24 protein-coding genes and 1 pseudogene are annotated in these 25,658 nt (G+C 61.1%); 15 read left to right on the forward strand and 10 right to left on the reverse strand.

Annotated features, from left to right (window positions below; all coding sequences use genetic code 11):
• The first annotated feature begins 30 nt into the window (after nucleotides 1-30).
• From E4O97_RS05705 to E4O97_RS05725, 5 genes and pseudogenes are all read left to right on the forward strand, one after another.
• Complete coding sequence (locus E4O97_RS05705) at nucleotides 31-1,212, forward strand: amino acid ABC transporter permease (RefSeq protein WP_005785047.1); 1,182 nt, start codon at nucleotides 31-33, stop codon at nucleotides 1,210-1,212.
• A 10-nt stretch (nucleotides 1,213-1,222) separates the two neighbouring features.
• A complete protein-coding gene (locus E4O97_RS05710; RefSeq protein WP_032877666.1) occupies nucleotides 1,223-2,320 on the forward strand; it encodes an amino acid ABC transporter permease in 1,098 nt (365 codons plus the stop codon).
• A gap of 11 nt (nucleotides 2,321-2,331) precedes the next feature.
• The gene (locus E4O97_RS05715; RefSeq protein ID WP_005785051.1) at nucleotides 2,332-3,096 is read left to right on the forward strand and encodes an amino acid ABC transporter ATP-binding protein; all 765 of its coding nucleotides are present in this window, start codon (nucleotides 2,332-2,334) and stop codon (nucleotides 3,094-3,096) included.
• Nucleotides 3,097-3,281: 185 nt separating this feature from the next.
• Nucleotides 3,282-3,437 (forward strand): annotated as a pseudogene (locus E4O97_RS05720) (GntR family transcriptional regulator); the annotation flags it as partial.
• A complete protein-coding gene (locus E4O97_RS05725) occupies nucleotides 3,427-4,692 on the forward strand; it encodes a CynX/NimT family MFS transporter (protein ID WP_148853487.1) in 1,266 nt (421 codons plus the stop codon). The pseudogene E4O97_RS05720 and the gene E4O97_RS05725, both read left to right, overlap by 11 nt.
• Here the strand turns inward: E4O97_RS05725 and E4O97_RS05730 are convergent.
• The 9 genes from E4O97_RS05730 to E4O97_RS05770 all read right to left on the reverse strand — a co-directional run bounded on the left by E4O97_RS05730 (nucleotide 4,689) and on the right by E4O97_RS05770 (nucleotide 13,037).
• Nucleotides 4,689-5,333 carry a DUF1120 domain-containing protein gene (locus E4O97_RS05730; protein ID WP_032877663.1) on the reverse strand — a complete coding sequence of 215 codons (645 nt, stop codon included), beginning with the start codon at nucleotides 5,331-5,333 and terminating at the stop codon, nucleotides 4,689-4,691. The two genes, E4O97_RS05725 and E4O97_RS05730, sit on opposite strands and share 4 nt — an antisense overlap.
• A gap of 25 nt (nucleotides 5,334-5,358) precedes the next feature.
• The gene (locus tag E4O97_RS05735; RefSeq protein ID WP_248160949.1) at nucleotides 5,359-6,498 is read right to left on the reverse strand and encodes a DUF1120 domain-containing protein; all 1,140 of its coding nucleotides are present in this window, start codon (nucleotides 6,496-6,498) and stop codon (nucleotides 5,359-5,361) included.
• Between the two features lie 11 nt (nucleotides 6,499-6,509).
• Complete coding sequence (locus E4O97_RS05740) at nucleotides 6,510-8,945, reverse strand: fimbria/pilus outer membrane usher protein (RefSeq protein WP_248160950.1); 2,436 nt, start codon at nucleotides 8,943-8,945, stop codon at nucleotides 6,510-6,512.
• A gap of 120 nt (nucleotides 8,946-9,065) precedes the next feature.
• Entirely contained in the window at nucleotides 9,066-9,770 is a 705-nt protein-coding gene (locus E4O97_RS05745; protein WP_032877660.1) for a fimbria/pilus chaperone family protein, read from the reverse strand.
• A gap of 32 nt (nucleotides 9,771-9,802) precedes the next feature.
• Nucleotides 9,803-10,486, reverse strand: coding sequence for a DUF1120 domain-containing protein (locus E4O97_RS05750; protein WP_248160951.1), 684 nt, complete (start codon nucleotides 10,484-10,486; stop codon nucleotides 9,803-9,805).
• Between the two features lie 3 nt (nucleotides 10,487-10,489).
• A complete protein-coding gene (locus E4O97_RS05755) occupies nucleotides 10,490-11,110 on the reverse strand; it encodes a DUF1120 domain-containing protein (protein ID WP_216090778.1) in 621 nt (206 codons plus the stop codon).
• A 15-nt stretch (nucleotides 11,111-11,125) separates the two neighbouring features.
• The gene (locus tag E4O97_RS05760; RefSeq protein WP_078820341.1) at nucleotides 11,126-11,746 is read right to left on the reverse strand and encodes a DUF1120 domain-containing protein; all 621 of its coding nucleotides are present in this window, start codon (nucleotides 11,744-11,746) and stop codon (nucleotides 11,126-11,128) included.
• A 28-nt stretch (nucleotides 11,747-11,774) separates the two neighbouring features.
• Nucleotides 11,775-12,398 carry a DUF1120 domain-containing protein gene (locus tag E4O97_RS05765; RefSeq protein WP_248160952.1) on the reverse strand — a complete coding sequence of 208 codons (624 nt, stop codon included), beginning with the start codon at nucleotides 12,396-12,398 and terminating at the stop codon, nucleotides 11,775-11,777.
• 15 nt (nucleotides 12,399-12,413) lie between these two features.
• Nucleotides 12,414-13,037, reverse strand: a complete 624-nt coding sequence (locus E4O97_RS05770; RefSeq protein WP_078820343.1) for a DUF1120 domain-containing protein — start codon at nucleotides 13,035-13,037, stop codon at nucleotides 12,414-12,416.
• A gap of 382 nt (nucleotides 13,038-13,419) precedes the next feature.
• Between E4O97_RS05770 and E4O97_RS05775 the strand changes: the two genes are divergently transcribed.
• The 6 genes from E4O97_RS05775 (at nucleotide 13,420) to dacB (ending at nucleotide 20,076) form a co-directional block, all read left to right on the forward strand.
• Nucleotides 13,420-14,238 (forward strand): response regulator, encoded by an 819-nt coding sequence (locus E4O97_RS05775; protein WP_248131727.1) that lies wholly within the window; start codon nucleotides 13,420-13,422, stop codon nucleotides 14,236-14,238.
• Between the two features lie 200 nt (nucleotides 14,239-14,438).
• Nucleotides 14,439-15,074, forward strand: coding sequence for a response regulator transcription factor (locus E4O97_RS05780; RefSeq protein WP_032877653.1), 636 nt, complete (start codon nucleotides 14,439-14,441; stop codon nucleotides 15,072-15,074).
• Nucleotides 15,075-15,165: 91 nt separating this feature from the next.
• Nucleotides 15,166-15,636, forward strand: coding sequence for a nuclear transport factor 2 family protein (locus tag E4O97_RS05785; RefSeq protein WP_032877651.1), 471 nt, complete (start codon nucleotides 15,166-15,168; stop codon nucleotides 15,634-15,636).
• Nucleotides 15,637-15,673: 37 nt separating this feature from the next.
• On the forward strand, nucleotides 15,674-15,946 hold the full coding sequence (locus E4O97_RS05790) for a GIY-YIG nuclease family protein (RefSeq protein WP_032877650.1): 273 nt from the start codon (nucleotides 15,674-15,676) through the stop codon (nucleotides 15,944-15,946).
• A 109-nt stretch (nucleotides 15,947-16,055) separates the two neighbouring features.
• A complete protein-coding gene (locus E4O97_RS05795; protein WP_103733366.1) occupies nucleotides 16,056-18,470 on the forward strand; it encodes a TonB-dependent receptor in 2,415 nt (804 codons plus the stop codon).
• A gap of 148 nt (nucleotides 18,471-18,618) precedes the next feature.
• Nucleotides 18,619-20,076: a D-alanyl-D-alanine carboxypeptidase/D-alanyl-D-alanine-endopeptidase gene (gene dacB / locus E4O97_RS05800; protein WP_248160955.1), complete on the forward strand. Its 1,458-nt coding sequence runs from the start codon at nucleotides 18,619-18,621 to the stop codon at nucleotides 20,074-20,076.
• A 1-nt stretch (nucleotide 20,077) separates the two neighbouring features.
• Here the strand turns inward: dacB and E4O97_RS05805 are convergent, their stop codons facing one another.
• Nucleotides 20,078-20,857, reverse strand: coding sequence for an IclR family transcriptional regulator (locus E4O97_RS05805; protein ID WP_032877646.1), 780 nt, complete (start codon nucleotides 20,855-20,857; stop codon nucleotides 20,078-20,080).
• 120 nt (nucleotides 20,858-20,977) lie between these two features.
• Between E4O97_RS05805 and hmgA the strand changes: the two genes are divergently transcribed.
• The 4 genes from hmgA to E4O97_RS05825 are packed head-to-tail and all read left to right on the forward strand — an operon-like array spanning nucleotide 20,978 to nucleotide 25,610.
• Nucleotides 20,978-22,261: a homogentisate 1,2-dioxygenase gene (gene hmgA, locus E4O97_RS05810; RefSeq protein ID WP_216090782.1), complete on the forward strand. Its 1,284-nt coding sequence runs from the start codon at nucleotides 20,978-20,980 to the stop codon at nucleotides 22,259-22,261.
• Between the two features lie 3 nt (nucleotides 22,262-22,264).
• Nucleotides 22,265-23,551: a fumarylacetoacetase gene (fahA, locus tag E4O97_RS05815; RefSeq protein ID WP_248160956.1), complete on the forward strand. Its 1,287-nt coding sequence runs from the start codon at nucleotides 22,265-22,267 to the stop codon at nucleotides 23,549-23,551.
• Nucleotides 23,552-23,563: 12 nt separating this feature from the next.
• Complete coding sequence (gene maiA, locus E4O97_RS05820) at nucleotides 23,564-24,226, forward strand: maleylacetoacetate isomerase (RefSeq protein WP_216090783.1); 663 nt, start codon at nucleotides 23,564-23,566, stop codon at nucleotides 24,224-24,226.
• Between the two features lie 22 nt (nucleotides 24,227-24,248).
• Nucleotides 24,249-25,610: an aromatic acid/H+ symport family MFS transporter gene (locus E4O97_RS05825; RefSeq protein ID WP_248160958.1), complete on the forward strand. Its 1,362-nt coding sequence runs from the start codon at nucleotides 24,249-24,251 to the stop codon at nucleotides 25,608-25,610.
• Nucleotides 25,611-25,658: the final 48 nt, after the last annotated feature.

The raw sequence follows: 25,658 nt of genomic DNA on the forward strand, positions 1-25,658 counted from the left end.
TGTTCTGTTCCATTCCTTGCGGGGCATTCCATGCAAAATCTCATCGGCGCACCCAAGCAGAAGCTCAGCTTCAGCGATCCCAAAGTGCGCGCGTGGCTCTTCCAGATCATCACCATTGTGGCGGTGGTCTCGCTGGGCTGGTACCTGTTTCACAACACCCAGACCAACCTGCAACACCGGGGCATCACCTCCGGCTTCGACTTTCTTGAGCGCAGTGCCGGCTTTGGCATCGCGCAGCATTTGATCGACTACACCGAATCGGACAGCTACGCCCGGGTGTTTGTGATCGGCTTGCTCAATACCTTGCTGGTGACGGTCATTGGTGTGGTGCTGGCAACCCTGCTCGGTTTCATCATCGGCGTGGCGCGCCTGTCGCCCAACTGGATGATCAACAAGCTGGCGACGGTCTATGTTGAAGTCTTCCGCAACATTCCGCCGCTGCTGCAGATTCTGTTCTGGTATTTCGCGGTGTTCCTGACCATGCCGGGGCCGCGCAACAGCCATAACTTTGGTGACATGTTCTTCGTCAGCAGCCGTGGCCTGAACATGCCGGCGGCGCTGGCGGCCGATGGGTTCTGGCCGTTTGTCGCCAGCGTGGTGGTCGCTATCGTGGCTATCGTGCTGATGACCCGCTGGGCCAACAAGCGCTTTGAAGCGACAGGCGTACCGTTCCATAAATTCTGGACGGGCCTGGCGCTATTGATTGTGATCCCGACGTTGTGCGGGTTGACCTTCGGCGCACCGCTGCATTGGGAAATGCCCAGGCTTGCCGGCTTCAACTTCGTCGGCGGCTGGGTACTGATTCCGGAACTGCTGGCGTTGACCCTGGCCCTGACCGTGTACACGGCGGCCTTCATTGCGGAGATCGTACGTTCGGGCATCAAGTCCGTCAGCCATGGCCAGACTGAAGCGGCACGCTCGCTGGGCCTGCGCCCGGGGCCGACGCTACGCAAGGTCATCATCCCGCAAGCCTTGCGCGTGATCATTCCCCCGTTGACCAGCCAATACCTGAACCTGGCGAAGAACTCCTCGTTGGCCGCCGGTATCGGCTACCCGGAAATGGTTTCGCTGTTTGCCGGCACGGTGCTCAATCAGACCGGCCAGGCCATCGAAGTCATTGCCATCACCATGAGCGTGTACCTGGCGATCAGCATCAGCATTTCCCTGCTGATGAACTGGTACAACAAGCGCATTGCGCTGATCGAGCGGTGAGGAAACGCCAATGACTACGCATACGTTCAAACCTGATATGCCACCCCCGGACAAAGTCTTCGGGCCGGTGGCCTGGATGCGCGCCAATCTGTTCTCAAGCTGGCTTAACACGCTGCTGACTTTGCTGGCGATCTACCTGGTGTACCTGGTGGTGCCGCCGATCCTGCATTGGGCGATTCTGGACGCCAACTGGGTCGGCACCACGCGCGCCGATTGCACCAAAGAGGGCGCCTGCTGGGTGTTCATCCAGCAGCGCTTCGGGCAGTTCATGTATGGCTATTACCCCGTGGACCTGCGCTGGCGCGTGGACATGACGGTATGGCTGGCCATCATTGGCGTGGCGCCGTTGTTCATCTCGCGTTTTCCACGCAAGGCGATCTACGGCCTGGGCTTTTTGCTGCTGTACCCGATCATTGCCTATTGCTTGCTGCATGGCGGCGTGTTCGGGCTGAGCAATGTGGCGACCAGCCAATGGGGCGGCTTGATGCTGACCCTGGTGATTGCCACGGTGGGTATCGCCGGCGCCTTGCCGTTGGGCATTGTGCTGGCGTTGGGGCGGCGCTCGAACATGCCGGCGATCCGGGTGGTTTGCGTGACCTTTATCGAGTTCTGGCGCGGCGTGCCGTTGATCACGGTGCTGTTCATGTCATCGGTAATGTTGCCGTTGTTTCTGCCCGAGGGCATGAACTTCGACAAGCTGTTGCGTGCCCTGATCGGCGTGATTCTGTTTCAGTCGGCCTATGTGGCTGAAGTGGTGCGCGGTGGCTTGCAGGCGATCCCCAAGGGGCAATACGAAGCGGCTGCGGCGATGGGCCTGGGTTACTGGCGCAGCATGGGCCTGGTGATCTTGCCGCAAGCCTTGAAGATGGTGATACCGGGCATCGTCAATACGTTCATCGCACTGTTCAAGGACACCAGCCTTGTGATCATCATCGGCCTGTTCGACCTGCTCAACAGCGTCAAGCAAGCCGCCGCCGACCCCAAATGGCTGGGCATGGCCACTGAAGGCTACGTGTTTGCCGCCCTGGTTTTCTGGATTTTCTGTTTTGGTATGTCGCGCTATTCCATGCATCTGGAACGCAAGCTCGACACCGGCCACAAGCGTTAGGAGTTGTTTTAATGAGCCAAGCAATCAAACAGCCGGTGAGCCCTGAAGGCATTATTCAGATGCAGGGCGTCAACAAGTGGTACGGCCAGTTCCACGTGTTGAAAGACATCAACCTCAACGTCAAGCAGGGCGAGCGCATTGTGCTGTGCGGGCCGTCGGGCTCGGGCAAGTCCACCACCATTCGCTGCCTCAACCGCCTGGAAGAGCACCAGCAAGGCCGCATCGTGGTCGATGGCGTGGAGTTGACCAACGACCTCAAGCAGATCGAAGCGATCCGCCGTGAAGTGGGCATGGTGTTCCAGCACTTCAATCTGTTCCCACACCTGACCATCCTGCAAAACTGCACGCTGGCGCCGATGTGGGTGCGCAAGATGCCCAAGCGCAAGGCCGAGGAAATTGCCATGCACTACCTTGAACGTGTACGCATTCCAGAGCAGGCCCACAAGTTTCCGGGGCAACTGTCCGGCGGCCAGCAACAGCGTGTGGCCATCGCCCGTGCCTTGTGCATGAAACCGAAAATCATGCTGTTCGACGAGCCGACCTCGGCACTCGACCCGGAAATGGTGAAAGAGGTTCTGGACACCATGATTGGCCTGGCCGAAGACGGCATGACCATGTTGTGCGTGACTCACGAAATGGGCTTTGCGCGCACCGTGGCCAACCGCGTGATCTTCATGGACAAGGGCGAGATCGTGGAGCAGGCGGCGCCGAATGACTTCTTCGACAACCCGCAGAATGACCGGACCAAGTTGTTCTTGAGCCAGATACTGCATTGATCAATGGTTGAACACATAAACCCGGCCTGGTGCCGGGTTTATTGTTTGTCGGCCAGGGAGCCGCGAGCGCCTCTGGCTTCGTGTTGACGATATGAGTGAGACCGCGCAAATACCTTGGCATAGCCACTCTGCTGCTTCTTTTGCTACCCAGGCACTCTGGTGCGTTGCCTTTGCAGGCAACTGCGAATAGCCTCGTCGGCGCCCAGTTACGTCAGGCCCTGAACATCTCACCGCATCGCCAGGCTGTATTCGACCTGCATATCGCCTTGCTCGACGCGGCAGAAAATCAAGACCCCGAACGTGCCAAATCCCTCTGCCGGCAGTTGATCAATGAACCTTGAAGCCAAACGTACGACTGAACTCGAAGAACTGTTGATCGACGCCGAAGCCGATGACGAGGCCGTCCAGCAGGCCCATCCGCGGGTGGTTCGCCCGTGGCTCCTGCTACTGGGCCTGGTACTGGTGGCGTTGAACCTGCGGCCGGCGCTGTCGAGCATGTCGCCACTGCTGGCTGAAGTCTCCAGCAGCCTTGGGTTATCTGCGGCCAAGGCCGGGTTGCTGACCACTTTGCCGGTCTTGTGCCTGGGCCTGTTCGCGCCCACTGCGCCGATCCTGGCCAGACGTTTTGGCGCCGAGCGCGTGGTGCTGGGCATTCTGCTGACCCTGGCCGCGGGGATTATCCTGCGCAGTTCGTTCGGTGAAGTGGGGCTGTTCGCCGGCAGCCTGATTGCCGGTGCGAGTATTGGCATCATTGGCGTGTTGCTGCCGGGCATCGTCAAGCGCGATTTTGCCCGGCAGGCGGGCGCCATGACCGGCGTCTACACCATGGCGTTGTGTCTAGGGGCTGCGTTGGCTGCGGGAGCCACGGTGCCCCTGAGCCAATATTTCGCAGACAGCTGGGCCATCGGTCTGGGGTTTTGGGTTATTCCGGCGTTGCTGGCGGCCTTGTTCTGGTTGCCGCAAGTGGGGCAAAAGCACGGTGCCCATCAGGTGGCTTACCGGGTCAGAGGCTTGCTGCGTGACCCGCTCGCCTGGCAGGTGACTTTGTACATGGGCCTGCAATCGTCCCTGGCCTACATTGTGTTTGGCTGGTTGCCGTCAATCCTGATCGGACGTGGCCTGAGTGCTACCGAAGCCGGGTTGGCGCTCTCAGGCTCCATCATCGTGCAACTGCTCAGTTCCCTGGCCGCACCGTGGTTGGCCACCCGAGGCAAGGACCAGCGCCTGGCGATTGTAGTGGTGATGCTGCTGACCCTCGGTGGCCTGTTCGGTTGCCTGTATGCGCCGCTGGACGGTTTATGGGGCTGGGCGATTCTGCTCGGTCTGGGGCAGGGCGGCACCTTCAGCCTGGCGCTGACTTTGATCGTGCTGCGCTCGCGTGACGCTCACGTCGCCGCCAACCTGTCGAGCATGGCCCAGGGTATCGGTTACACCCTGGCGTCAATGGGCCCGTTTGCGGTTGGCCTGGTGCATGACTGGACCGGCGGCTGGGCGGCTATCGGCTGGATCTTCGCGGTGATCGGCCTGGGCGCGATTGTCGCGGGTCTGGGCGCCGGTCGTGCGCGCTACGTACAGGTCACCAGCGAGAAGCTCTAGAGGTAAACCACTTCCAGAGTGGCCGAACCATCGAGCGGGGTGTCCACGCTCAGGTCCAGGTTTTGTCGAGCATTGATCACCGTCTGCACGGTGACGGTGCTCAGCATTAAACCGATGGCCGCGGGCCCGCTGACACTGCCCTCCACATCGGTAAAGCCCAGGTAGCTCCTGGAGCCGATGTCGATGGGGTTGAGGTTGGACGTGCGCCACGCCAGGCCCCCGGTAGTGGACTCGGTGCCGTAGATCTGCGCAATGTTGCCGGCCTGGGTCTGTCGTGGGTCGAAGGTCATGGAGTAGACCCCCAGGCGATTGCCGCTGATATCGAACCCCAGGCCGTAGTAAATCTCGCTGTCGACCATGGCCGAGCCGTCGCGGTTGTCGCGCATGCGCAGGGCAAAGCGAACCGTGCCCGTGCAGGCGATGCCGACGGTCAGGGTCTTGACGGGCAGGCGCGTGGCGGTCGCCAGGTTCAAGTCCTGTTGGGCAATCTTGCCGTAGTCAATCAGGGCGCCGCCGGGGAACTGCGGCAAGCAGGCGGAGGGAGTGATCAAGCCTTTGACACTCAGGTCCACCGCCGAGGCGGCTAGCACAGAGGGCGTGCTGGTCAACAGCAACAGACTGGTAAAGAGGCGGGTTTTCACGGGACGAGTTCCTCACAGTGACGGGTCAGGGGTAGACGATTTCGATAGTGCCGGAACCATTGATATGCACCACCTCGCGAAGATCCAGGCTTTGCATGGGGGCAAGGTAAGACTTGAGACGCATCGTGCCGGTCAGGGTCTGGATGGCCACCGGGCCGGTGGTGACGCCCGTCGTGTCGGTAAACCCCAGCAGGCTGTTGGCGGCCATGGGGATTTGCCGCGCGGTGGAACTGCTCCACGCCACGCTGTTGCTGGTGGAGTCGGTGCGGTACAGCGCGGGCAAGGTGTCGGCGCTGAATTCGGCCGGGTCGATAGTCAGGTAAAATCGCCCGATTTTGTTGCGACTGGCATCCAGGTCCAATCCATAAGCGGTTTCATCGGTACCGCCCGTGGCCGAACCGTCGCGGTTGTCTTTCATGCGCAGAGCAAAGCGGATCGGCGCATCGCAGGTCACACTCAGGCGCAGTGTGCGAATGGGCAGCGGTGTTTCAGTGGTGGCATTTAGGTCTTTGGCATACAGGGTGCCGTAGTCCACTACGCCCTGGTCGGATAATGTCGGCAGGCAGGCGATGGGCGCAAAGTGCGCGCGCACGGTCAGTTCCCGGTAGCGTCCGTTTTGTGCGCTGTACAACATCCCGGAAACTTCCCAGGTGGTGTTGTCGCGCACTTGAGTGGCAGCGGGGTCGGCCCAGGCGCGCAGCGTCAGTTGCAACGACAGGGTGTTGCCCCTGAGCACCGCACCGTGTGCGACCGGCGCGATGCCATGGCCGGAACGCCATTCCAGCACCGCGCCATTGGCCACGGGCGCCTGGCCCGCAGCAGGTAGCAGCCCCAACTCTACGGCGCGACCATCGAGCACGGCGTTGCCGGCTTCGATGGCATAGCTGCCATGCGGGGTAAATTGCAGGCGCTGCGGGCTAGCGGCCAGTGCGCGATAGAACAGGCTCAAATCTTGCGCTTGCGGACAGTTGATGGTCACGCTCAGGCGCCGCTCGCCAAGCAAGCGCTCCAGCGCACTGTCGCTTTGTGCCAGGCGGCTCATCAAGCCGAAATCGATCAGGGATTCGCTGACATTCAGTTGGCATTCTTCCAAGGCGTGGGCGGTGCCGGCCCCGCCGATCAATAACCACAGGCACAGTTGGCGCATACACGTTGCGAAGGGCATGACGGGGATCCTCAAGGCGCGTGGCAACGCGCGGGAGCAGTTTCGAAGTACACCGTGGGGTCGGCTTTTTCCGGCAGGGAGTAACGCAATTCGCATCGACCGCCATCGGGTGTGGTTATCCACAGCGTCGATTGGTCCAGCACGTTGGGTAGAAACACCTGGCTGGCGTCCTGCACCAAGGTGACGAACTCGCCGCTGGCGCTGCTGACTGAGGCTCCGGCAGGCAGAGGTGTACCCTGGTCGGTGCTGACGGTGAGCAATATGCGACGGGTCAAGCTGATGCCAAATTCGACTCGGTCAACGGCGCCGCGTCCGGCCGAGATCATCGCCAGGCCATTGTTGATGTCGGCATTGCGCGGCAGTGAACGTGTCTGCACTTCCACTGGGCTGCGCCCGTATGCGGCGACTTGCGGCACCACGGCCTGGCCTTGCCAGTCGGTCCACACCGCGCCGCTGGGGGTACTGAGCTTGATGCCACTCATATCGCCGACCGACACCAGGGCAAAGGTGTCGCGCACCGGGTAGGGTGAAAAAGTCACGCCGTCGCCATGTATCACCACACCGCCGCGAGCGCCGCCTTGATAACTGGAGCGTTCGGCATCAGCGCGGCTGTAGCTGAAATCGAGCTGGCTGTAACGCGGCAGTACCGAGACGCCCAGCGTGGTTTCCACTTGATGGTCGCTGCTGTCGTGTTCGGCGCTGACGCGATAGCTGAGTTGGTCGTCGATCTGTTCGGTGAGGCCCAGGCCGGTGCGGTTCTCACCGCCGGAATTGCGCACCCAGCTACGTAGCCGGCGACTTTCGCCCAACGGCACGCTGATATTGAGGTACACCGCGTTGTCCTGTTGCTGGCTACCGCCCATTTGCCACTCGGCACTGGCCGACAGTGACACAGCGCCGATGCTCGTGCCCCAAGAGGCCAGCGCACGGCTGCTGCTGTCGCCAGCGAAGTTGGCCGAGCGAGCAACCCCGGCGCTGAACGCACCCAGCAGCGGATGCGACCAGCCCAGGTTGAGGCTTTGTTGGTCGCGATAACGGGCGTCGCGGTTGCTGTCATCACGCTCATACGTGCTTTCTTCAAGTTCGCGATAGCCGATGCTGCGCCAGGAATTGGCGGCGCTGATCGACCACTGCTCGCCCAGGCGCTGGGACCAGGAAAGGTCGGTCTGTACGCCCGAAACCTTTTCCCACGCCTGGGTGTTGGACAGCTGTGTGGACAGTTGGATCTGGCTGTCCACCCACGGCAACCAGCCCAGGCTGGCGCCCACCGAGCGGTATTCGCTGGCTGCCAGTACACCGGTACCCAAGGTCAACTGCGGGTGCAGCGCACCGGTCCAGCCGCCACTGACCACCCACGGATCCTCGCCTTTGGCGTCGCCCACATTCCGCACCCGGCCCGCGGCCACGGAGTAACCCGGTGCGGGCAACCCAAGGCCGAGCATGGCCGCCGGTACGGTGAAGCGCCGCTCACCCCCGGCGCTTTCCTTGACCGTGACCTCGACGTCCGAGCGCGTATTCAAGCGACGTACATCTGGCAGGGTAAAGGGGCCTGCGGGCACGACGGTGGAGTGAATCAACGCACCGTTCTGTCGTACCTCCACCTGGGCAGGGCTGTTGGCAATGCCCTGGATCAGCGCACCCTGGCCCTGTTCTTGAAGGGCTTGCTCGGTAAGCACCTGCACCCCGGTAATCTGCGCGCCGGACAGTACCGGGTTATACAGGTTGATTTGCCCAGCCTGCAGCACCGCCTGGTGGCTGGCGAAGGTGCGCTGGGCATAGGCTTGCAAGTGGGTGCTGCGTGACAGGCCATCCTGCCAGGTCTGTACTTGGCGACTGCGCACGACCCAATCGCCGGCATTGAACCCCACCTCGGTGTTGGCCGAGCCAAAGCGGCTGGCGTCATCGCCGAAGCGGTTGTAGAAACCACTGAGGTCGTAGTTGAGCAGCCCGGCAAACCCGCCGGTTTCGTACCCCGAGATATCCTGCTGTATGGGGCGCAGCGCCTCGGTGGGTACCACCAGTGACACCGTCAGCGTCGCCGGGTCCGGTTCAACCAGGGTTTGCGGATATTGCGCAAGAAAATCGTGACAACCTGCCGTTTCATTCGGGATCACCAGGTTGGCGGCGTCCAGCAATGCGCGGTCGAAGCACGGGTTGCCTTGCTGATCGAAGGTCACATCCAGCCGGCCGCGTCGCTGACCATTGACCCGCAGATTGACCGTGTGTTGCCCGGTGGCGAAGCGCGGTGCTGCCAGCAGCAGGCTGGCCAGCTGTGGATCAATGCCGCGTTGATGCAAGGTCTGGGCGTCGAAGCTGGAGGCGCTGGAGTTTTCGGCCCATGCCTTGGCGGGCATCAGCGCGCACAGCAGCAACACCAGCGGCAAGGTCGAGTTGGCAGGGATGTCGGGCACGGCTTCGCCGTCACGGTAACTCAATACTGTTTTCACGCAAGGTACTCGAGTAGTGAACGCGCGGGCCCCGTGTGCCCAGGCGTTCTGGTGACGGTCAATGAGCCGTCACTTCGTTATTCAGGCGGCGGTCAGGGGGGCGACGCCTGCGGTTTTCAGTCAGAGGGTGATCGGTGCGTCGTAGGCTTTCACCGCAAAGCCGTACACAGTGGCCGGCTGCAACCTGACCGTGTTGGCCTGCCCGCCGCTGGCCGGCACGCTCAAGGCTTCGCCGGGCAGCACGTAAGTGCGCGGCAGCATCGCCCTGCCGTTGCCGGGCAACAGCAGCAGTTCCTGCGCCAGGCGCACTACATAGGGCGTGTCGTTACGTACTTGCAACTGGCCGTCGCGCAAGGTCCAGGTCAGGTCGGTCCAAGGCGTGCGGTTGGGGGCAAGGCCTCTGGGATGCACGATCACCGGCAAGTTCTGGCGCACGGTCACGCCCACGCGGGCATGCCCGGCGGCGGTCGCGGCACGGCCTTGGGGCATGCCTTCGAACACTGCGCGTTTAAGCCGTTGGGTGAGCAACGGCTTCCGGTTTTGCAGGATGAAGCGCACCAACTGGGATTTAGACGCCTCGACCCGTGACAGCGGCGGTGTCACCACCAGCAGCGGCTCGGTGTCTTCCGGAATATCCTGCAAGGTCACATGCAGCAGCGCGAGTTGGCTGTCGGTGTTGGTCACCGACACTGCCGCTTCGCCTTCGGCTTCGAACACGATCACCACGGAGGTGTCCGGTACCATCCCGTCGGCTTTGACTTGATTGCCGAGTATCAGCAGCAGGGCGATAAGGCCGACAGCGGTGTTTGAGAATGTCGTCGTCATGACGGGTTTTCCATTAGGCCAAAAGGTATCGGTCAGAGGTAACGCAAATCCAGGACGATGGAGCCGTCGAGGGGGACTTCCTGGTCCAGCGTCAGGTACTGCGAAAAATTGATGGCGGTGACCACCTGAAGCTCCGCGGTCAGTTGGCTGATGAAGTCCGGTTGACGGTCGCCCAGCAGTGCAAAGGCCATATAGGATCTTGGATAGGCGTTGGGGTCCGGTGACCAGGTTTCCCCGTTGTTGGTGGAGGCCAATACCTGCATGGGCTGCGCATCGCCCACTACGTTGCGATAGGACAACGCTACGGAGCCGAGACGTTCCTCGGGGGCGTGGATGTTTCTGCCCAGTCCGTAGAAAAAGTCGGGGGCCAGCGAGGAGTCGGCGCGATTGTCGATGCCTACCAAGGCAAACAGCATGGGCCTGGCGCAGAGCACATGCAGTTCGAGTAGCTGGCTGGGCAGCACGGTGAACTCGTCTACGTTGAGGCTATGTGCGGGGATCTTGTCATGCTCGATGATGCCGTCATTCATCAGCTCGATGTGGCAGGCATCCGGTGTCACCCGGCCGGTCACCGTGAGGTCGACGGTCGAGGCTGCGTGGGTATCGACTAAGGTGGCCAGGCAGAGCAGCGCAGCCACGTAACGGCCAACTGTGTCCAGTACCGGCACAGGTAGGCGCAGCCCATGCCCGGCAGTTTTCAAGGGATGGGCGGCCATGGGTTACAGGTACTTCACTTCGAGGGTGGCGGAACCGTCGATGGTGACTTCATTACTGAGGTCCAGCCCGTCGGTGCGGTTGATGATCGTGAGCACTTCCAGGTCTACGCGCAGATTCTTGATTGGCATTGGCTGGGTGTCGTCATCCATTGAGGCCGCCGCCATGTACATGCTCGGTTCCCAGAATTTTTCGGGGTACCAGGAGTTACCCTGATCCATCGATGCGATAGGTTGGACGGCAACGCCGTCTTCAGCCACTGCGTTACGCCAGGTGAGGGAGAAATGACCGAGCTTTTGGTTCTCGTTGATAAAGCCCAGGCCAAAGTCTGTCGAGAGGCCTGAGCCTGCACGATTATCAATGGGGTGCAGGGCAAACTGGATTGGCGCGTCACAATCGACGGTCATCAATAGGGTATGCCTGCCAATCGCCGTTCCTCTATCGGGGTTCAGGTCCTTGGCGGACACCTTGCCATGGTCGATCACACCGCCACCGGAAAGGGTGGGTATACAGGCGCTGGGCACGATCAGCCCCTTGACGGTCAGGTCGACGCTGGAGGCAGCGAAGGCAGTGGCTGAGCTGAGCAGAAGTACGCTGGCGGCCAGCGTGGTCAATCGAATGTTCATCGGGTCTCCTTATCCTTAGAGGTAATTGACTTGCACGGTGGCGTGACCGTCGATAGGCACATCGTCGGTCAGTGTCAGGTTGCTGGCGGGCGCGATGTGAGTGATCAGGCGGATCTCGGCCTCCAGCTTCTGGATCGCAATCGGTACCACGCCGTCGTTGTTGGCGACCGCTGTCAGCACGGTGTGGCTGAGCATCACGGAGGGCATCCAGGTTGCGCCGCCATCCCTTGAGACTATGGTGCGTACCGGCACGTCGTCGGCCACCGGCTGGTAGAGGCCAAGCCCGGCATCACCGACTTTTTCGTCGTTGGGGGTCATGCCCAGGCCGTGCCAGCTGAAGTGGCTGGCGGTGGTGCCGGCGCGGTTGTCGATGGTGTTCAGGGTAAAAAACGTCGGCCCTTCGCAATGCACGCTCAAGAGCATGGTTTCTCGGGGCAGGTCGGTGTAGGTGTCGCTATTGAGATCCTTGACCGACACCTTGCCGAAGTCGACATTGCCACCGCCGGAGACCTCTGGCGCGCAGGCGCTTGGCGTGATGATGCCTTTGACGGTGAGGTCCAGGCTGCTGGCGGCGAAGACTGAGCCGGCGCCAAACAGCAACAGTGTCGCAGTGAGGGTAGTGAGAGGGCTGGCCATGGGTCACATCCTGTGAATGAATGGTGGTTTACAAGTACTTCACTTCAAAGGTCGCCGAACCATCGATTTCCACTTCGTTAGTTAATGTAAGGTCCTTTGCCGCCGTAATGGAGCCGTACAGGGTGATGTCCATCGTCGCGTCCTTGATCGGATGCGGCGCCCAACCGTTATCGCCGCGGCTGCCCAGTGCGACAAACTCACCTGGCCCAATAGCGTCGTCCGGATAGATGTCTCTCCACTGACCATCGTCGTTGTACATCGCCAGCAGGGTGGAGGGTGTTTCGGCGACGGGATTGTTGAATGTGAAGCTATATTGGCCGAGCTTCTGGTTTTCGTTGGTCAGCCCCAGGCCAAACGCGTAGCTATATATGGGAGAGCCCGCTCGGTTATCGATGAGGTCGATGGCGAACAGTGTCGCCGCTTCGCAATTCACGCTCAGTAGCAGGGTTTTGCGTTCAAGCTGTGTAGGGGTATCGAGATTCAGATCTTTTGCCGCGATCTTTCCAAAATCGACATTGCCCGGCAGGCTGGCTGCACAGGCGCTGGGCGTGATCAACCCTTTGACGGTCAGGTCGACGCTGCTGGCGGCGAAAGCCGATGACGTCATGGCGAGCAGCAGGGCACTGCTCCACAGGGGCAGGCGGGTCTTCATCTGGGAAACGTCCATTTACAGGTACTTCACTTCAAAGGTCGCGGAGCCGTCGATTGCCACTTCGCTGGTCAAGGTCAGGTTTCTTGCAGGTGCAATCAAGGTGTGCAGCGTCATGTCCATGAGCGCGTCTTTGATCGGGTGGGGGGCCCAACCGTTCTCACCGCGGCTGCCCAGCGCCACCAGATCGTTGGGGGCAATGACCTCATCCGTAAGGAGGTCTGTCCATTGGCCCTCGGAGTTGTACATTGCAATCAGGGTGGATGGTGTTTCAGTGACGGGGTTGCTGAACGTCAACTGATACAGGCCGAGCTTCTGGGTTTCGTTGATCAAGCCCAGGCCAAAGGCGCCGCCGGACGCGGCGGAACCGGCTCGATTGTCGACGGGATGGATTGCAAACAGCGTCGCCGCGTCGCAATTGACGCTCAGTTGCAGGGTCTTTTTCTCAAGCGGCGTATAGCTGTCTTGATTCAGATCTTTTGCGGCGATTTTTCCAAGATCGACGTCACCCGGCAGGTTGGGTGTGCAGGCGCTGGGCGTGATCAACCCTTTGACAGTCAGGTCGACGCTGCTGGCGGCGAAAGCGGATGACGTTATGGCGAGCAGCAGGGCACTGCTCAGTAGGGATACAGAGGTCTTCATTTCAAATTGTTCCATTACAAGCTGGCAGATTGAGGCACGCCAGGGCAACGCCCGGTCTTGTGTGGGCGGGTGGTTGCCTGGAGGCGATCTCGATTTTTTGGCGCTTGCCGGGGAGTGGCAAGTCGTCCCTCTTTGGGGTGGGCACAATCTAGCGAGGGGGGCGCGCGGGGGAAATACAACTAATACGACATTGGCGGGGGGACGAAGGACGTGCCGGGAGAGGGGGGGCGGTGGGGCTTTTCGTAGTTGTTGTATCGACTCGGTCTGACTCAAAAGATTATAGATACCCCCTGAATGGGTATTTGCTACATGAGAGGTATCGAGGGCTATTGCACCAGTGCCGGAGATTACTGCCGGATCAATAGTCACGATAGAGGTACTGATGGGTTCGCTGGTAGGTTCAACAGCAGGAGCGAACCGCAAATTGAAGCCACAAGGTGCCCCCCCGCTTCATTGGCAGCAGTTGAGCGTGCTGGTGGTGGAAGACCATTCAGCCTACCGCCTGTTGCTGGGTTGTTTGCTGCAAAAACTGGGGTTGGGATACGAATTGGCCGACGATGGGTACGTCGGGCTGGCGGCCTTTGCCAGCCGGCCCTTCGACTTGGTGATCAGTGATTGCCAGATGCCGTTCATGGACGGCTACAGCATGGCTCGCGCTATTCGCCAGCATGAGCGCGACAACGGGCAGAGGCGAGTGCCGATCATTGCCTTGACCGCCAACCTGCAAAACGACAGCCCCCGGCGTTGCCGCGACGCCGGCATGGATGCCTGGCTGCTCAAGCCATTGACCCTTGAACAGCTGCACGCCGTGTTGGCACGCTGGCTGCCGGGCGTGGATGACGCGTATGTCGTCCAGAAGGCTGTTGCGCCGCTCGCCGGCTGGCCAACCCGTGCCACGTTGGTCGCCATGTTTGGCAGCGAGCGTATCGTCGATCAATTGTTGGAAACCCTGTTGTTCGAGGCTTGGGAAGACCACCGCGTGTTGCGCCATGCCTGCTTGACGTTGAACTCGTCACTGACGGCTGAGCGCCTCCATCGATTGGTGGGCAGCCTGGTGTTTTTGGGCGGTACTGGCCTTGAAGCCAGCGCCGTGAAGCTGATCGAACAGGTCCAGTCCCAGGGTGTTGCTGCGCACAAGGTGCAATTGGAGTTGTTCCTGGCGCGCTTGTTCGTCTATCTCGAGTACCTCTCTGAAGTCTGAGAGGTAGTGTTGGCGCAGAGCGTTTTGCAATCCGTTGATCTTGTCTTTGCTGTAGGTATTTTCTTATTGTTTTGTAGGCAAAAAATTGTGAGCTACTGAACATTGAGCGTGGCTGCCAGCAGCACTTTGTTAGCGGTTGTTGATGAGCGCCAGCGGGGGTATTTTGCGCGGATTCAGTTTGCCATCATTCGTGGGAATCTATGCTTCGAGTAATTATTGCTGACGATCACCCTATTGTGCGTATCGGGCAGAAAGTGGTGATTGAGGCGCATGGCCGGTGCAAAGTGGTCGCGGAAGCCGACGGCCCCGATCAGTTGCTCGAACTGTTGAGGACAACCCCGTGTGACGTGCTCGTCACAGACTTTGCCATGCCAGGCGGCCAGCAGGCCGACGGCTACGGGCTGTTGAGCCTGTTGCACCGCCAATACCCGCAGTTGCCGGTGATTCTGGTGACCATGTTCGCCAGCGTCGCCACCCTGCGTGCTTCCTTCGCCCATGGTGCCAAGGCCGTGGTGGCCAAAAGTGCTTCCGCCAAGGAGCTGCCCCAGGCGATCAAGGCTGTGTGTGCCGGCCAGACGTTCGCCAGTGAATCCCTGCGGATGCAAATGGTAGAGGCGGGTACGGGCGATCAGTCCCAGGTGCCGCAATTGTCCTGCAAGGAGCGCGAGGTGGTGCGCATGTTGGCCAGCGGCATGACCGTCAGCCAGATTGCGGCACAGGTCAACCGCAGTATCTCTACCATCAGTAAGCAGAAAAGCACGGCTATGCAGCGGCTGAGTATCTCAACCGATGTAGACCTGTTCGCCTACGCTCGCAGCACTGGGATGGTGCCGTAGGCTCCTGCATTTGCCTGGCGAATGTCAGTAGCCAGCGCGGTGTGGGCAGCCTATCGTGCGCTTATTCTTTCGAAACCTGCGGAGCCTGCCCATGAGTGATGCCCATAACGCCCTGATCACCGCGTTCTACAGTGCCTTCCAGCGCCTGGATGCCGAAGCCATGGCCGCCTGCTACACCGAAGACGTGGTGTTCAGCGACCCGGCCTTCGGCGAGTTGCGCGGGCGCGACGCGGGGGATATGTGGCGAATGCTCACCACGCGGGCCAAGGATTTCTCCCTGACCTTCGACCACGTGCGCAGTGATGACAGCACAGGCAGCGCGCACTGGGTGGCGACGTACCTGTTCAGTGCCACGGGCAATACGGTGGTTAACGACATCGGTGCGCGCTTTGTGTTTCGCGACGGCAAGATCTGCGAGCACCACGATCACTTCGACCTGTGGCGCTGGTCGCGCCAGGCGCTGGGCTTGAAAGGGCTGCTGTTGGGCTGGTCGCCGGCGCTGAAAAATGCGGTGCGGGCCCAGGCGCTTAAAGGCTTGAAGGCATTCCAGGCCGGTCGTTGATAAGATTGGCGCTCCTCTGGTTTGCCGAAATTGCCCTGTGACTGATCCTGTAGAACCCAAACCCTGGTTCGTCTACCTGGTGCGTGCCGCCAATGGCTCGTTGTATTGCGGCATCAGCAATGACCCGGTGCGCCGCTTTGCCTGCCACCAAAGCGGCAAGGGCGCGCGGTTTTTCTTGTCCAGCCCGGCGGTGGCGTTGGTGTACACCGAACAATGCGCGAGCAAGGGTGAGGCGTTGCGCCAGGAGCGGCTGATCAAGAAGCTGAAGAAGAGTGCCAAGGAGTGTCTCGCGACGAGTGGCAAGCAATGATCGAAATTATTTACTGATTCATGTGAGGTAAATCCTCGGCCCATCCGTGTAGTGCATGAAACTGCGATCTATTCGCATTAACAGCGTTTTCTACACGGGTTCTCACAGCATGAAGTCAACGGCGGGTGGTTGGGTAAAACAGTGGCTGGGAGCCTCGGTCTTGGCGGTGTCAGGGCTGGCGTTGCTGCCTTTGAGCGTTGCGCGTGCGCAGGAGCAGCAAAGCGCCCAGTTCAATTTTGCCCTGGCAGCCAAACCACTGCCCCAGGCCCTGAGCGAGTTCAGCCGTGTCACAGGCATCAGTGTGATCTACACCGATGAAGCGCCTTATGGCCTCAATGCCCCGGCGCTCAGTGGGCAGATGAGCGCGACCCAGGCCCTGCAACGTCTGCTGAGCAATACAGGTTTCACCTTCCGCCAGATCGACGCCCGCACCCTGGCCCTGGAGCCGCTGCCCAGCGACGGCGCGGTCAACCTTGGCGCCACCACCATCAGCGCGGCCAACCCGACGCAGGACAGCACCAGCTATCAGCCGCCGCCCACCAGTTCGGTGATGCGCTCCCATGGGTTGCTGCTGGAAACCCCGCAAACCGTCAACGTGGTGCCGGCTCAGGTGCTGCGCGACCAGCAACCGCGCAACCTGGATGACGCCCTGGGCAATATCAGCGGCATCACCCAGTCCAACACCCTCGGCAGTACTCAGGACGCGGTGATGTTGCGTGGTTTTGGCGACAACCGTAACGGCTCGATCATGAAGGACGGTATGCCGGTGGTGCAGGGCCGTGCCATGAACGCTACCGCCGAGCGTATTGAAGTGCTCAAGGGTCCATCCTCGCTGTTGTATGGCATCCAGGACCCGGGCGGCGTGGTCAATATCGTCAGCAAAAAGCCTGAGCTGATGCAGTCCACCTCCCTGACCGCGCGCGGCTCGACCTTCGGCAGCGGCAAGAACGGCAGCGGCGGCAACCTCGACACCACCGGCCCCCTCGGCGACAGCGGCCTGGCTTATCGCCTGATTGTCGATCATGAAGACGAAGATTACTGGCGTAACTACGGCACCCATCGCGAGACCCTGGTGGCGCCGTCCCTGGCCTGGTACGGCGATACCACCCAAGTGGTGCTGGCCTATGAACACCGCGAATTTCTCGCGCCGTTCGACCGTGGCACCGCCATCGATCCCAAGACCAACCACCCGCTGAACATCCCCGCCACCCGGCGTCTGGATGAACCGTTCAACAACATGGAAGGTCGCTCCGATCTGTACCGCCTGACCGTCGATCATGATCTGAACGACGACTGGAAAGCTCACTTCGGCTACAGCTGGAATCGCGAAACCTATGACGCCAGCCAGGTGCGCGTGGTCAAGGTCAACACCAACGGCACCCTGACCCGTAACATGGACGGTACCCAGGGCGCGTTGACCACCGACCGCTTCGCCACCGCCAGCCTCGAAGGCAGGGTCGATGTTGCAGGTATGCAGCACGATCTGGTGTTCGGCCTGGACGATGAGTACCGCAAGATCTACCGTGCCGACCTGATCCGCCAGGCGCCGCGAGGCACCTTCGATTACAACAACCCGGTATACGGCAATGAAGTCGCCGGTTCCAAAGTCAGCGCGCCGGACAGCAACCAGACCGATCTGCTGCGCAGCGATTCGCTGTTCTTCCAGGATGCCATCCACCTCAACGATCAATGGATCCTGGTCGGCGGTGCGCGCTACCAGATGTACGATCAATACGCTGGCAAAGGCGTGCCGTTCACCGCCAACACCGACGGCAATGGCCAGAAGTGGGTACCTCGGGCCGGGCTGGTGTATCGCTACACTGATCAATTGTCGTTCTACGGCAGTTATACCGAGTCGTTCAAACCCAACTCCACCATCGCGCCGCTGGCCAATAAAACCGTGTTGAATGGCAGTTTGCAGCCGGAAGAATCCAAAGCCTGGGAGCTGGGTACCAAGTTCGACCTGCCGGGGCGCATCACCGCCAGTGCCGCGCTGTTCACGATCGATAAACGCAACGTGTTGGTGCAGGTAGGCGAGGGCCTGACCTCGGAGTACAGCGTGGCCGGCAAGGTGCGTTCTCGCGGTCTGGAGCTGGATGCCAGCGGCCAGCTGACGGATAAATGGAGCCTGATTGGCAGCTATGCCTACACCGATGCCGAGGTTACCGAAGACCCTAAGCTCAAAGGCAATCGCCTGCAGAATGTGGCAAAAAGCACCGGCTCGTTGTCGGCGGTGTATGACTTCGGCAGTGTCCTGGGCGGCGATCAACTGCGTGTCGGCGCCGGGGCGCGTTATGTCGGCGAGCGGGCAGGGGACGCGGCCAACAGTTTCGAACTGCCCAGCTACACCGTGGCCGATGTGTTCGCCAGCTATGACACCCGGCTTGAAGGGCAGAAGGTCAAGTTCCAGCTCAATGTGAAGAACCTGTTCGATCGTACTTACTACACCTCATCGGTGAATACGCAGTTTGTGTCCATGGGCGATGCGCGGCAGGTGTCGGTATCCAGCACCTTGACCTTCTAATTCATTTATCTGTGGGAGCTGGCTTGCCTGCGATGGCATCGACTGGGTTTGCCTGATACACCGAGTTAGCTCCCACAGGAAAGCGGTCGCCACATTGATAGCGAGCTGTTAGCGTTGCCGCCATTGCATGCTTATGGAAAACGCAACGATGCACTTTGTAAAATGGTTACGCACCGGCACCCTGCTGGTCGGTTTGAGTTTTTTACTGGGCGGCTGCGCCAGCGTCTCCCAAACTTCCACGCCGGCAACCCTGGATAAACTGTTGAGCGATCCGGCGCTGCACGGCGCTACGGTGTCGCTGATGGTACGTGACGCCCGCACGGGCTCCACGCTGTATCAGCAAAACCCGCGCACCCGGTTGGTGCCCGCGTCCAACCTCAAGCTGTTGACCACAGCGGCGGCCATGGACGTGCTGGGGCCGCAATACCGCTTCGCCACCCAACTGCTGAGCAATGGCATACGCCAGGGCGACCGTTTGACCGGCAACCTGTACCTGCGTGGCCTCGGCGACCCGACCGTTCAGTTTGCCGATTACCAGGCCCTGGCCGCGCAATTGGCCAGCCAGGGCGTGCGCCAGGTGCAGGGCGACCTGGTGTTCGACGACACCTGGTTTGATGCCGAGCGGCTGGGTGTCGACTGGTCTCACGATGACGAAACCACCTACTACGGCGCGCAGATTTCAGCGCTGACCGTGTCGCCTGATTCGGATTTCGATGCAGGCAGCGTACTGGTCACCGCGAAGGCTGCGCTGCGGGCCGGCTCGCCGGTAAGTGTCGAGATTTTTCCGCCCACCGATTACCTGCAACTGAGCAACCGCGCCATCAGTGGGCCAGGCAACAGCTATGGGATCAACCGTCGCCATGGCACCAACCTGTTGCAGCTCAGCGGTGCAGTGGCGCCGGGGCGGCAGAGCCAGCAATTGGTCAGCGTCTGGGAGCCGACGCAACTGGTCGCGAATCTATTCGAACAAGCCTTGGCGCAACAGGGCATCACCGTATTGGGGCGTCGAGTGATGGGTGGGGCAAGCCCGGCTGCAGTGACGGTGCTGGCCGAGCACCAATCGGCACCGTTGCAGGAGCTGATCGTGCCGCTGCTCAAGCTTTCGAACAACAACATGTCCGAAGCCTTGCTCAAGGCCATGGGCCGCCAGACCGCCAATAGCGGCACGGCAGCGGCGGGCGCCGTGGCCGTGGCCGGGTTTCTCAAGCGCCAGGGGCTGGACACCACCACGTTCAGTCAGGTCGACGGCTCCGGCCTCTCGCGGCGCAATCTGGTGTCGTCGCAAACCCTCACCGACCTGCTACTGGCCGCCAGCAAACAGCCGTGGTTCGACACCTGGTACAACGCGCTGCCGATTGCCGGCAACACCGACCGCATGACCGGCGGCAGCCTGCGCTACCGTCTGCGCGACACGCAGGCGCAGAACAACCTGCACGCCAAGACCGGCTCCATGGGCGGCGTGTCGTCATTGAGTGGTTACATCACCGACGCCGGCGGGCGCAAGCTGGTGTTCGCGATGCTGACCAACAACTACGTGGTGGCCGGCGCGCAGGTCAAGGCGCTGGAGGACCGCGTGGCAGTGGCGCTGTCGCGCAACGACGATTGATTCAGGGCTGATAGCCCATGCGCCAACTCACGGCCCGGGTCGCCGCCAGCAGGTGCTGCGCCGCCGGGCCATCTTCATCGGCATGGAACAGTGAGGTCGGGCCGACTACGGTCATCACTGCCGCCACTTGCCCGACCGCATTGAACACCGGTGCCGACAACGCATCCACGCCGGGCATCAGCAGGCCATGCACAAAGTGCAGGCCACGGCTGCGGATTTGTTCGCACACGCTGGCATAGGCCTGATCGTCTGCCAAGGTATGAGCGGTGCCGGCTTGAACCTCGCGTTCGCGCAATTCCACGGTTTCCCGCGACGGCAGGTAAGCGCTGAACACCAGCCCGGTGGACGAACTGAGCAGCGGCAGCACTGAGCCCAACTGCGTCACCACGGTAACGGCACGCACTGCCGGCTCGATCTGTACCACGGTCGCGCCCTGGTTGCCCCACACCGCCAGAAAGCAGGTCTCATTCAATTCATCGCGCAGCTCGGCCAGGGGCATGGCGCCGACTTTCAACACATCCATACTGCCCAGCGCCGCCAGCCCCACGCGCAACGCCTCCCGGCCCAGGCCGTAATGGTTGGTGGCGGTGTTCTGCTCGGCAAATCCGGAGGCAATCAGCGCCTGCAAATAGCGGTGGACCTTGCTCGCCGGCATCTGCACATGTTCGGCCAGACGTGACAGCGAGGTGGCCGGGGACAATTCGGCCAGAGCCTTGAGAATATCGGTGCCGACTTCCGCCGAACGGACTTTCTGTTTACCGGTGTCGCGGGGCTTTTCCATGGAAGGGCGAGAATCCGAAAGATGAATGGGCGTCTTTATAGCTTGACGGTCAACAGTGATCAAATTACGTTATGCGTAACTGGATTACGATAAATACAACTGACCCACAGAGGATGATCCATGACCCTCGAATACCTTTCGGGTTTCGGCAACGAATTCGCCAGCGAAGCCTTGCCTGGCGCATTGCCCGTCGGCCAGAACTCGCCGCAGAAGGCCCCCTACGGGCTATATACCGAACTGTTTTCCGGCACGGCCTTCACCATGTCGCGCAGCGAAGCCCGGCGCACCTGGCTGTACCGCATCCAGCCGTCGGCCAATCACCCGGCGTTCATCAAACTTGCGCAGCAATTGGCCGGTGGACCCTTGGGCGCAGTGACGCCCAATCGTCTGCGCTGGAACCCGCTGGACATTCCGAGTGAGCCGACGGACTTTATCGATGGACTGGTCGGCATGGTGGCCAACTCGGGGTCGGAAAAACCTTCGGGCATCAGCATCTACACCTACCGCGCCAATCGTTCCATGGAGCGCGTGTTCTTCAATGCCGACGGTGAACTGCTGATTGTGCCGGAGCAGGGCCGCCTGCGCATCGCCACCGAACTGGGCGTGCTGGACGTCGAGCCGCTGGAAATTGTCGTGCTGCCCCGTGGCCTCAAATTCCGTATCGAACTGTTGGATGCACACGCACGCGGTTATGTTGCCGAGAACCACGGCGCCCCGCTGCGCCTGCCCGACCTGGGCCCCATCGGCAGTAATGGCCTGGCCAACCCGCGTGACTTCCTCACGCCGGTGGCCCGCTACGAAGACCTCAAGCAACCGACCACGCTGGTACAGAAATTCCTCGGTGAGCTGTGGGGCTGTGAGCTGGACCATTCACCGTTCAACGTGGTCGCCTGGCACGGCAACAACGTGCCGTACAAATACGACCTGCGTCGTTTCAACACTATCGGCACGGTGAGTTTCGATCATCCGGATCCGTCGATCTTCACCGTGCTGACCTCACCTACCAGCGTGCATGGCCTGGCCAACCTCGACTTCGTGATCTTCCCGCCGCGCTGGATGGTGGCCGAGAATACCTTCCGTCCGCCATGGTTCCATCGCAACCTGATGAACGAATACATGGGCCTGATCCAGGGCGCCTACGATGCCAAGGCCGAAGGCTTCCTGCCCGGCGGCGCGTCGCTGCACAGCTGCATGAGCGCCCATGGCCCGGATGGCGAGACCTGCACCAAGGCCATCAATGCGGACCTGGCGCCGCACAAGATCGATAACACCATGGCCTTCATGTTCGAAACCAGCCAAGTGCTGCGCCCGACCCAGTTCGCCCTGGAGTGCCCGCAGCTGCAACCTGCTTACGACGCGTGCTGGGCCTCACTGCCCGCCACCTTCAACCCGAATCGGAGATAACCCATGACGCAACCAACGCAGACCCGCAGCTGGGTGGCCTCGGCCAACGGTCACGCGGATTTCCCCCTGCAGAACCTGCCCCTGGGCGTGTTCAGTATCAACGGCTCGGCCCCGCGCTGTGGCGTGGCGATCGGCGCCATGGTCCTCGACCTGCACGCCGCGCTGGATGAATTTGACGGTGATGCCCGCCGTGCCGTTGAGGCAACAGCGGGTGGCCAATTGAACGCCTTTTTTGAACTTGGCCGTGGGCCACGCGTGGCGTTACGCGAGCGCCTGCTGGAGCTGCTGGCCGAAGGCAGCCAGCTGCAACAGCGCGAAGCGCAGGTGCTGCACCGCGCCGCCGATTGCCAGATGCACTTGCCGGCGAAGATCAATGACTACACCGACTTCTACGTCGGCATCGAGCACGCGCAGAACGTCGGCAAACTGTTTCGCCCGGATAACCCCCTGTTGCCCAACTACAAGTACGTGCCGATTGGTTACCACGGCCGTGCGTCGACCATTCGCCCGTCGGGCACGCAGGTCCGGCGCCCCAAAGGCCAGACACTGCCGGCCGGCCAGTCCGAACCGACGTTCGGCCCCTGCGCACGCCTGGACTACGAACTGGAGCTGGGCATCTGGATCGGCCAGGGCAATGCCATGGGCGAAGCGATTGCCATCGGCGATGCGGCCGAGCATATCGCCGGTTTCTGCCTGCTCAATGACTGGTCGGCGCGAGATATCCAGGCCTGGGAATACCAGCCGCTGGGCCCGTTCCTGTCGAAAAGCTTTATCACCAGTATTTCGCCATGGGTGGTGACCGCCGAAGCGCTGGAGCCCTTTCGCAAAGCGCAACCGGCGCGGCCCGAGGGCGACCCGCAACCGCTGCCGTATCTGCTGGATAAACGTGATCAGAACGCCGGCGCCTTTGATATCGAGCTGGAAGTGCTGCTCACCACCGCCTCAATGCGCGAGCAGAACCTGCCCGCCCATCGCCTGACCTTGAGCAATACCGAGCATATGTACTGGACAGTGGCGCAAATGGTTGCGCACCACAGCGTCAACGGTTGCCAGTTGCAGGCCGGCGACCTGTTTGGTTCAGGCACCTTGTCCGGGCCGCAGCCGGGGCAGTTCGGCAGCCTGTTGGAAATTACCGAAGGCGGCAAGAAACCGATTGAATTGGCCTCGGGCGAGGTACGTAAATTCCTTGAAGACGGCGACGAAATCATCCTGCGTGGCCGTTGCCGCCGCGAAGGTTTTGCCAGCATCGGCTTCGGTGAATGCCGCGGTACTGTGGTTGCGGCACGTTAAGAGGGCAGGGTCATGGAACTCTATACTTACTACCGTTCCACCGCGTCGTATCGGGTACGTATTGCCCTGGCGCTCAAGGGCCTGGATTTCACCGCGCTGCCAGTCAACCTGCTGGTCCCGGCAGGCGGCGCCAATCACCAGCCCGAGTACCTGGCGATCAACCCTCAAGGACGTGTACCGGCGTTGCGTACTGATCAAGGGGAGACGTTGATCCAGTCACAGGCGATCATCGAATACCTGGAGGAGCGTTATCCACAGGTGCCACTGCTCTCCAGCGATCCGGCAGCCCGTGCCCATGAACGGGCGGTAGCGTCGATCATCGCCTGCGATATCCACCCGCTGCACAACTCCAGCACGCAGAATCTGTTGCGTCAGTGGGGGCACGATGAAGCGCAGTTGCTTGAATGGATCGCCCATTGGGTCAGCCAGGGGCTGGGTGCGGTGGAGCAGTTGATTGGAGATAAGGGCTTCTGCTTTGGCGAGCAGCCAGGCATGGCGGATGCATTTCTGATTCCACAGCTGTATGCGGCCGAACGTTTCAAGGTGCCGCTGGTGGCTTACCCGCGCATTGGGCGAGTGGCAGCGTTGGCGGCGCAGCATCCGGCCTTCGTACAGGCCCACCCCGCCAATCAACCTGACACACCGCCCCTCCCACCTTTGATCGTGCCAACCTAATAAAAAATAAAGGTACCTTGCGATGCACAATCAGATTGCCAGCTTTCGCGCGGCACTCGACGCCCGTCCGGTGTCGCGCTACCAGTGGTTGATTCTCGTGTTGCTGGCGTTGCTGCTGGTCACCGATGGCTACGACGCCCAGGTGCTGGGCTATGTAGTGCCGGCGCTGGCTCAGGATTGGGGCCTGGAAAAAGCTGCGTTCGGGCCGGTGTTCAGCGCCAACCTGCTTGGGTTGACCCTCGGCTCGCTGCTGGTGACACCGCTGGCGGATCGTTTCGGCGTGCGGCGCATCCTGTTGGCCTGTGTGCTGATCTACGCCAGCCTGACCGTACTGATGGTGTTTTCCAATTCCCTCACCACACTGATGGCGGCGCGGTTTATCTGCGGCATCGGCATGGGAGGCGCAATGCCCAGTGCCATGGCATTGATGTCTGAATATTCGCCGCCGCGCATGCGCACCTTGATGGTGACCCTGGCGGCCTGCGGCTTTTCGTTCGGCGGCGCGGCAGGCGGCTTTGTGGCGGCCGGGTTTATCGACAGCTTTGGTTGGCAGGCGGTGTTCCTGGCTGGTGGGGTAACGCCGTTGCTGCTGTTCCCGTTCCTGGTGTGGCTGTTGCCCGAATCCTTGCCACGCCTGTTGCGCGATGCGCCGCCGTATCTGCGTTTGCGCAAAGTCACGGCGCGGATGCTGCCCGACTGGCAACCGCCGCCCGCGACCGAAGCTGAAAACCTGCAGGAACAAGGCAGCAAACTGACGGTGGTGGAGCTGTTTCGCAACGGCTACGCGCGCCCGACGCTGCTGATCTGGGCGACCTTTTTTGTCAGCCTGATTTTGCTGTATTTCATGATCAGCTGGTTGCCATCGCTGTTGCTCGAAAGCGGCCTGGCGCTAAACGAAGCCAACCTGGTCACGTCCATGTTCCTGTTTGCCGGCACCTTGGGCGCCATCCTCATGGCCTGGTTTGCCGACCGCCTGAAAAGCAAGGTGCGACTGTTGTCCGGGGTGCTGGCGGCGGCTGCGTTGTGCACTATCCTGCTGGGCTTGAACCACGACAATCCCCGTTACCTGGTGGCCTGCGTGTTCGCCGCCGGGTTCTGCATCATCGGCGGGCAACTGACCCTCAATGCCTTTGCGAGCAATTTCTACCCGGCGCAGGTGCGCGCCACCGGCACGGGCTGGGCGTTGGGGGTAGGGCGTTTTGGATCAATCCTGGGGCCGCTGTTCGGCAGTATGTTGCTGGCGATGCATATACCGGTGGAGCAGATTTTCTTCTTCTGTGCGATTCCGGCCGTGATTGCGGCGCTGTTGATTATTCAGGTGCGGGCGCCGGGCTCCACTACGCTAAAAACGCCAGTGCCTGGCGATATTCTCAATCGCACCTAGGGGGCGTTCTCAATTAGTTTCCCCGTCGCGCCGGGTCTGCTGTTGTGC

Origin of the sequence: Pseudomonas sp. W15Feb34, assembly GCF_023127765.1 — a bacterium.
Lineage (GTDB): Bacteria > Pseudomonadota > Gammaproteobacteria > Pseudomonadales > Pseudomonadaceae > Aquipseudomonas > Aquipseudomonas synxantha_A.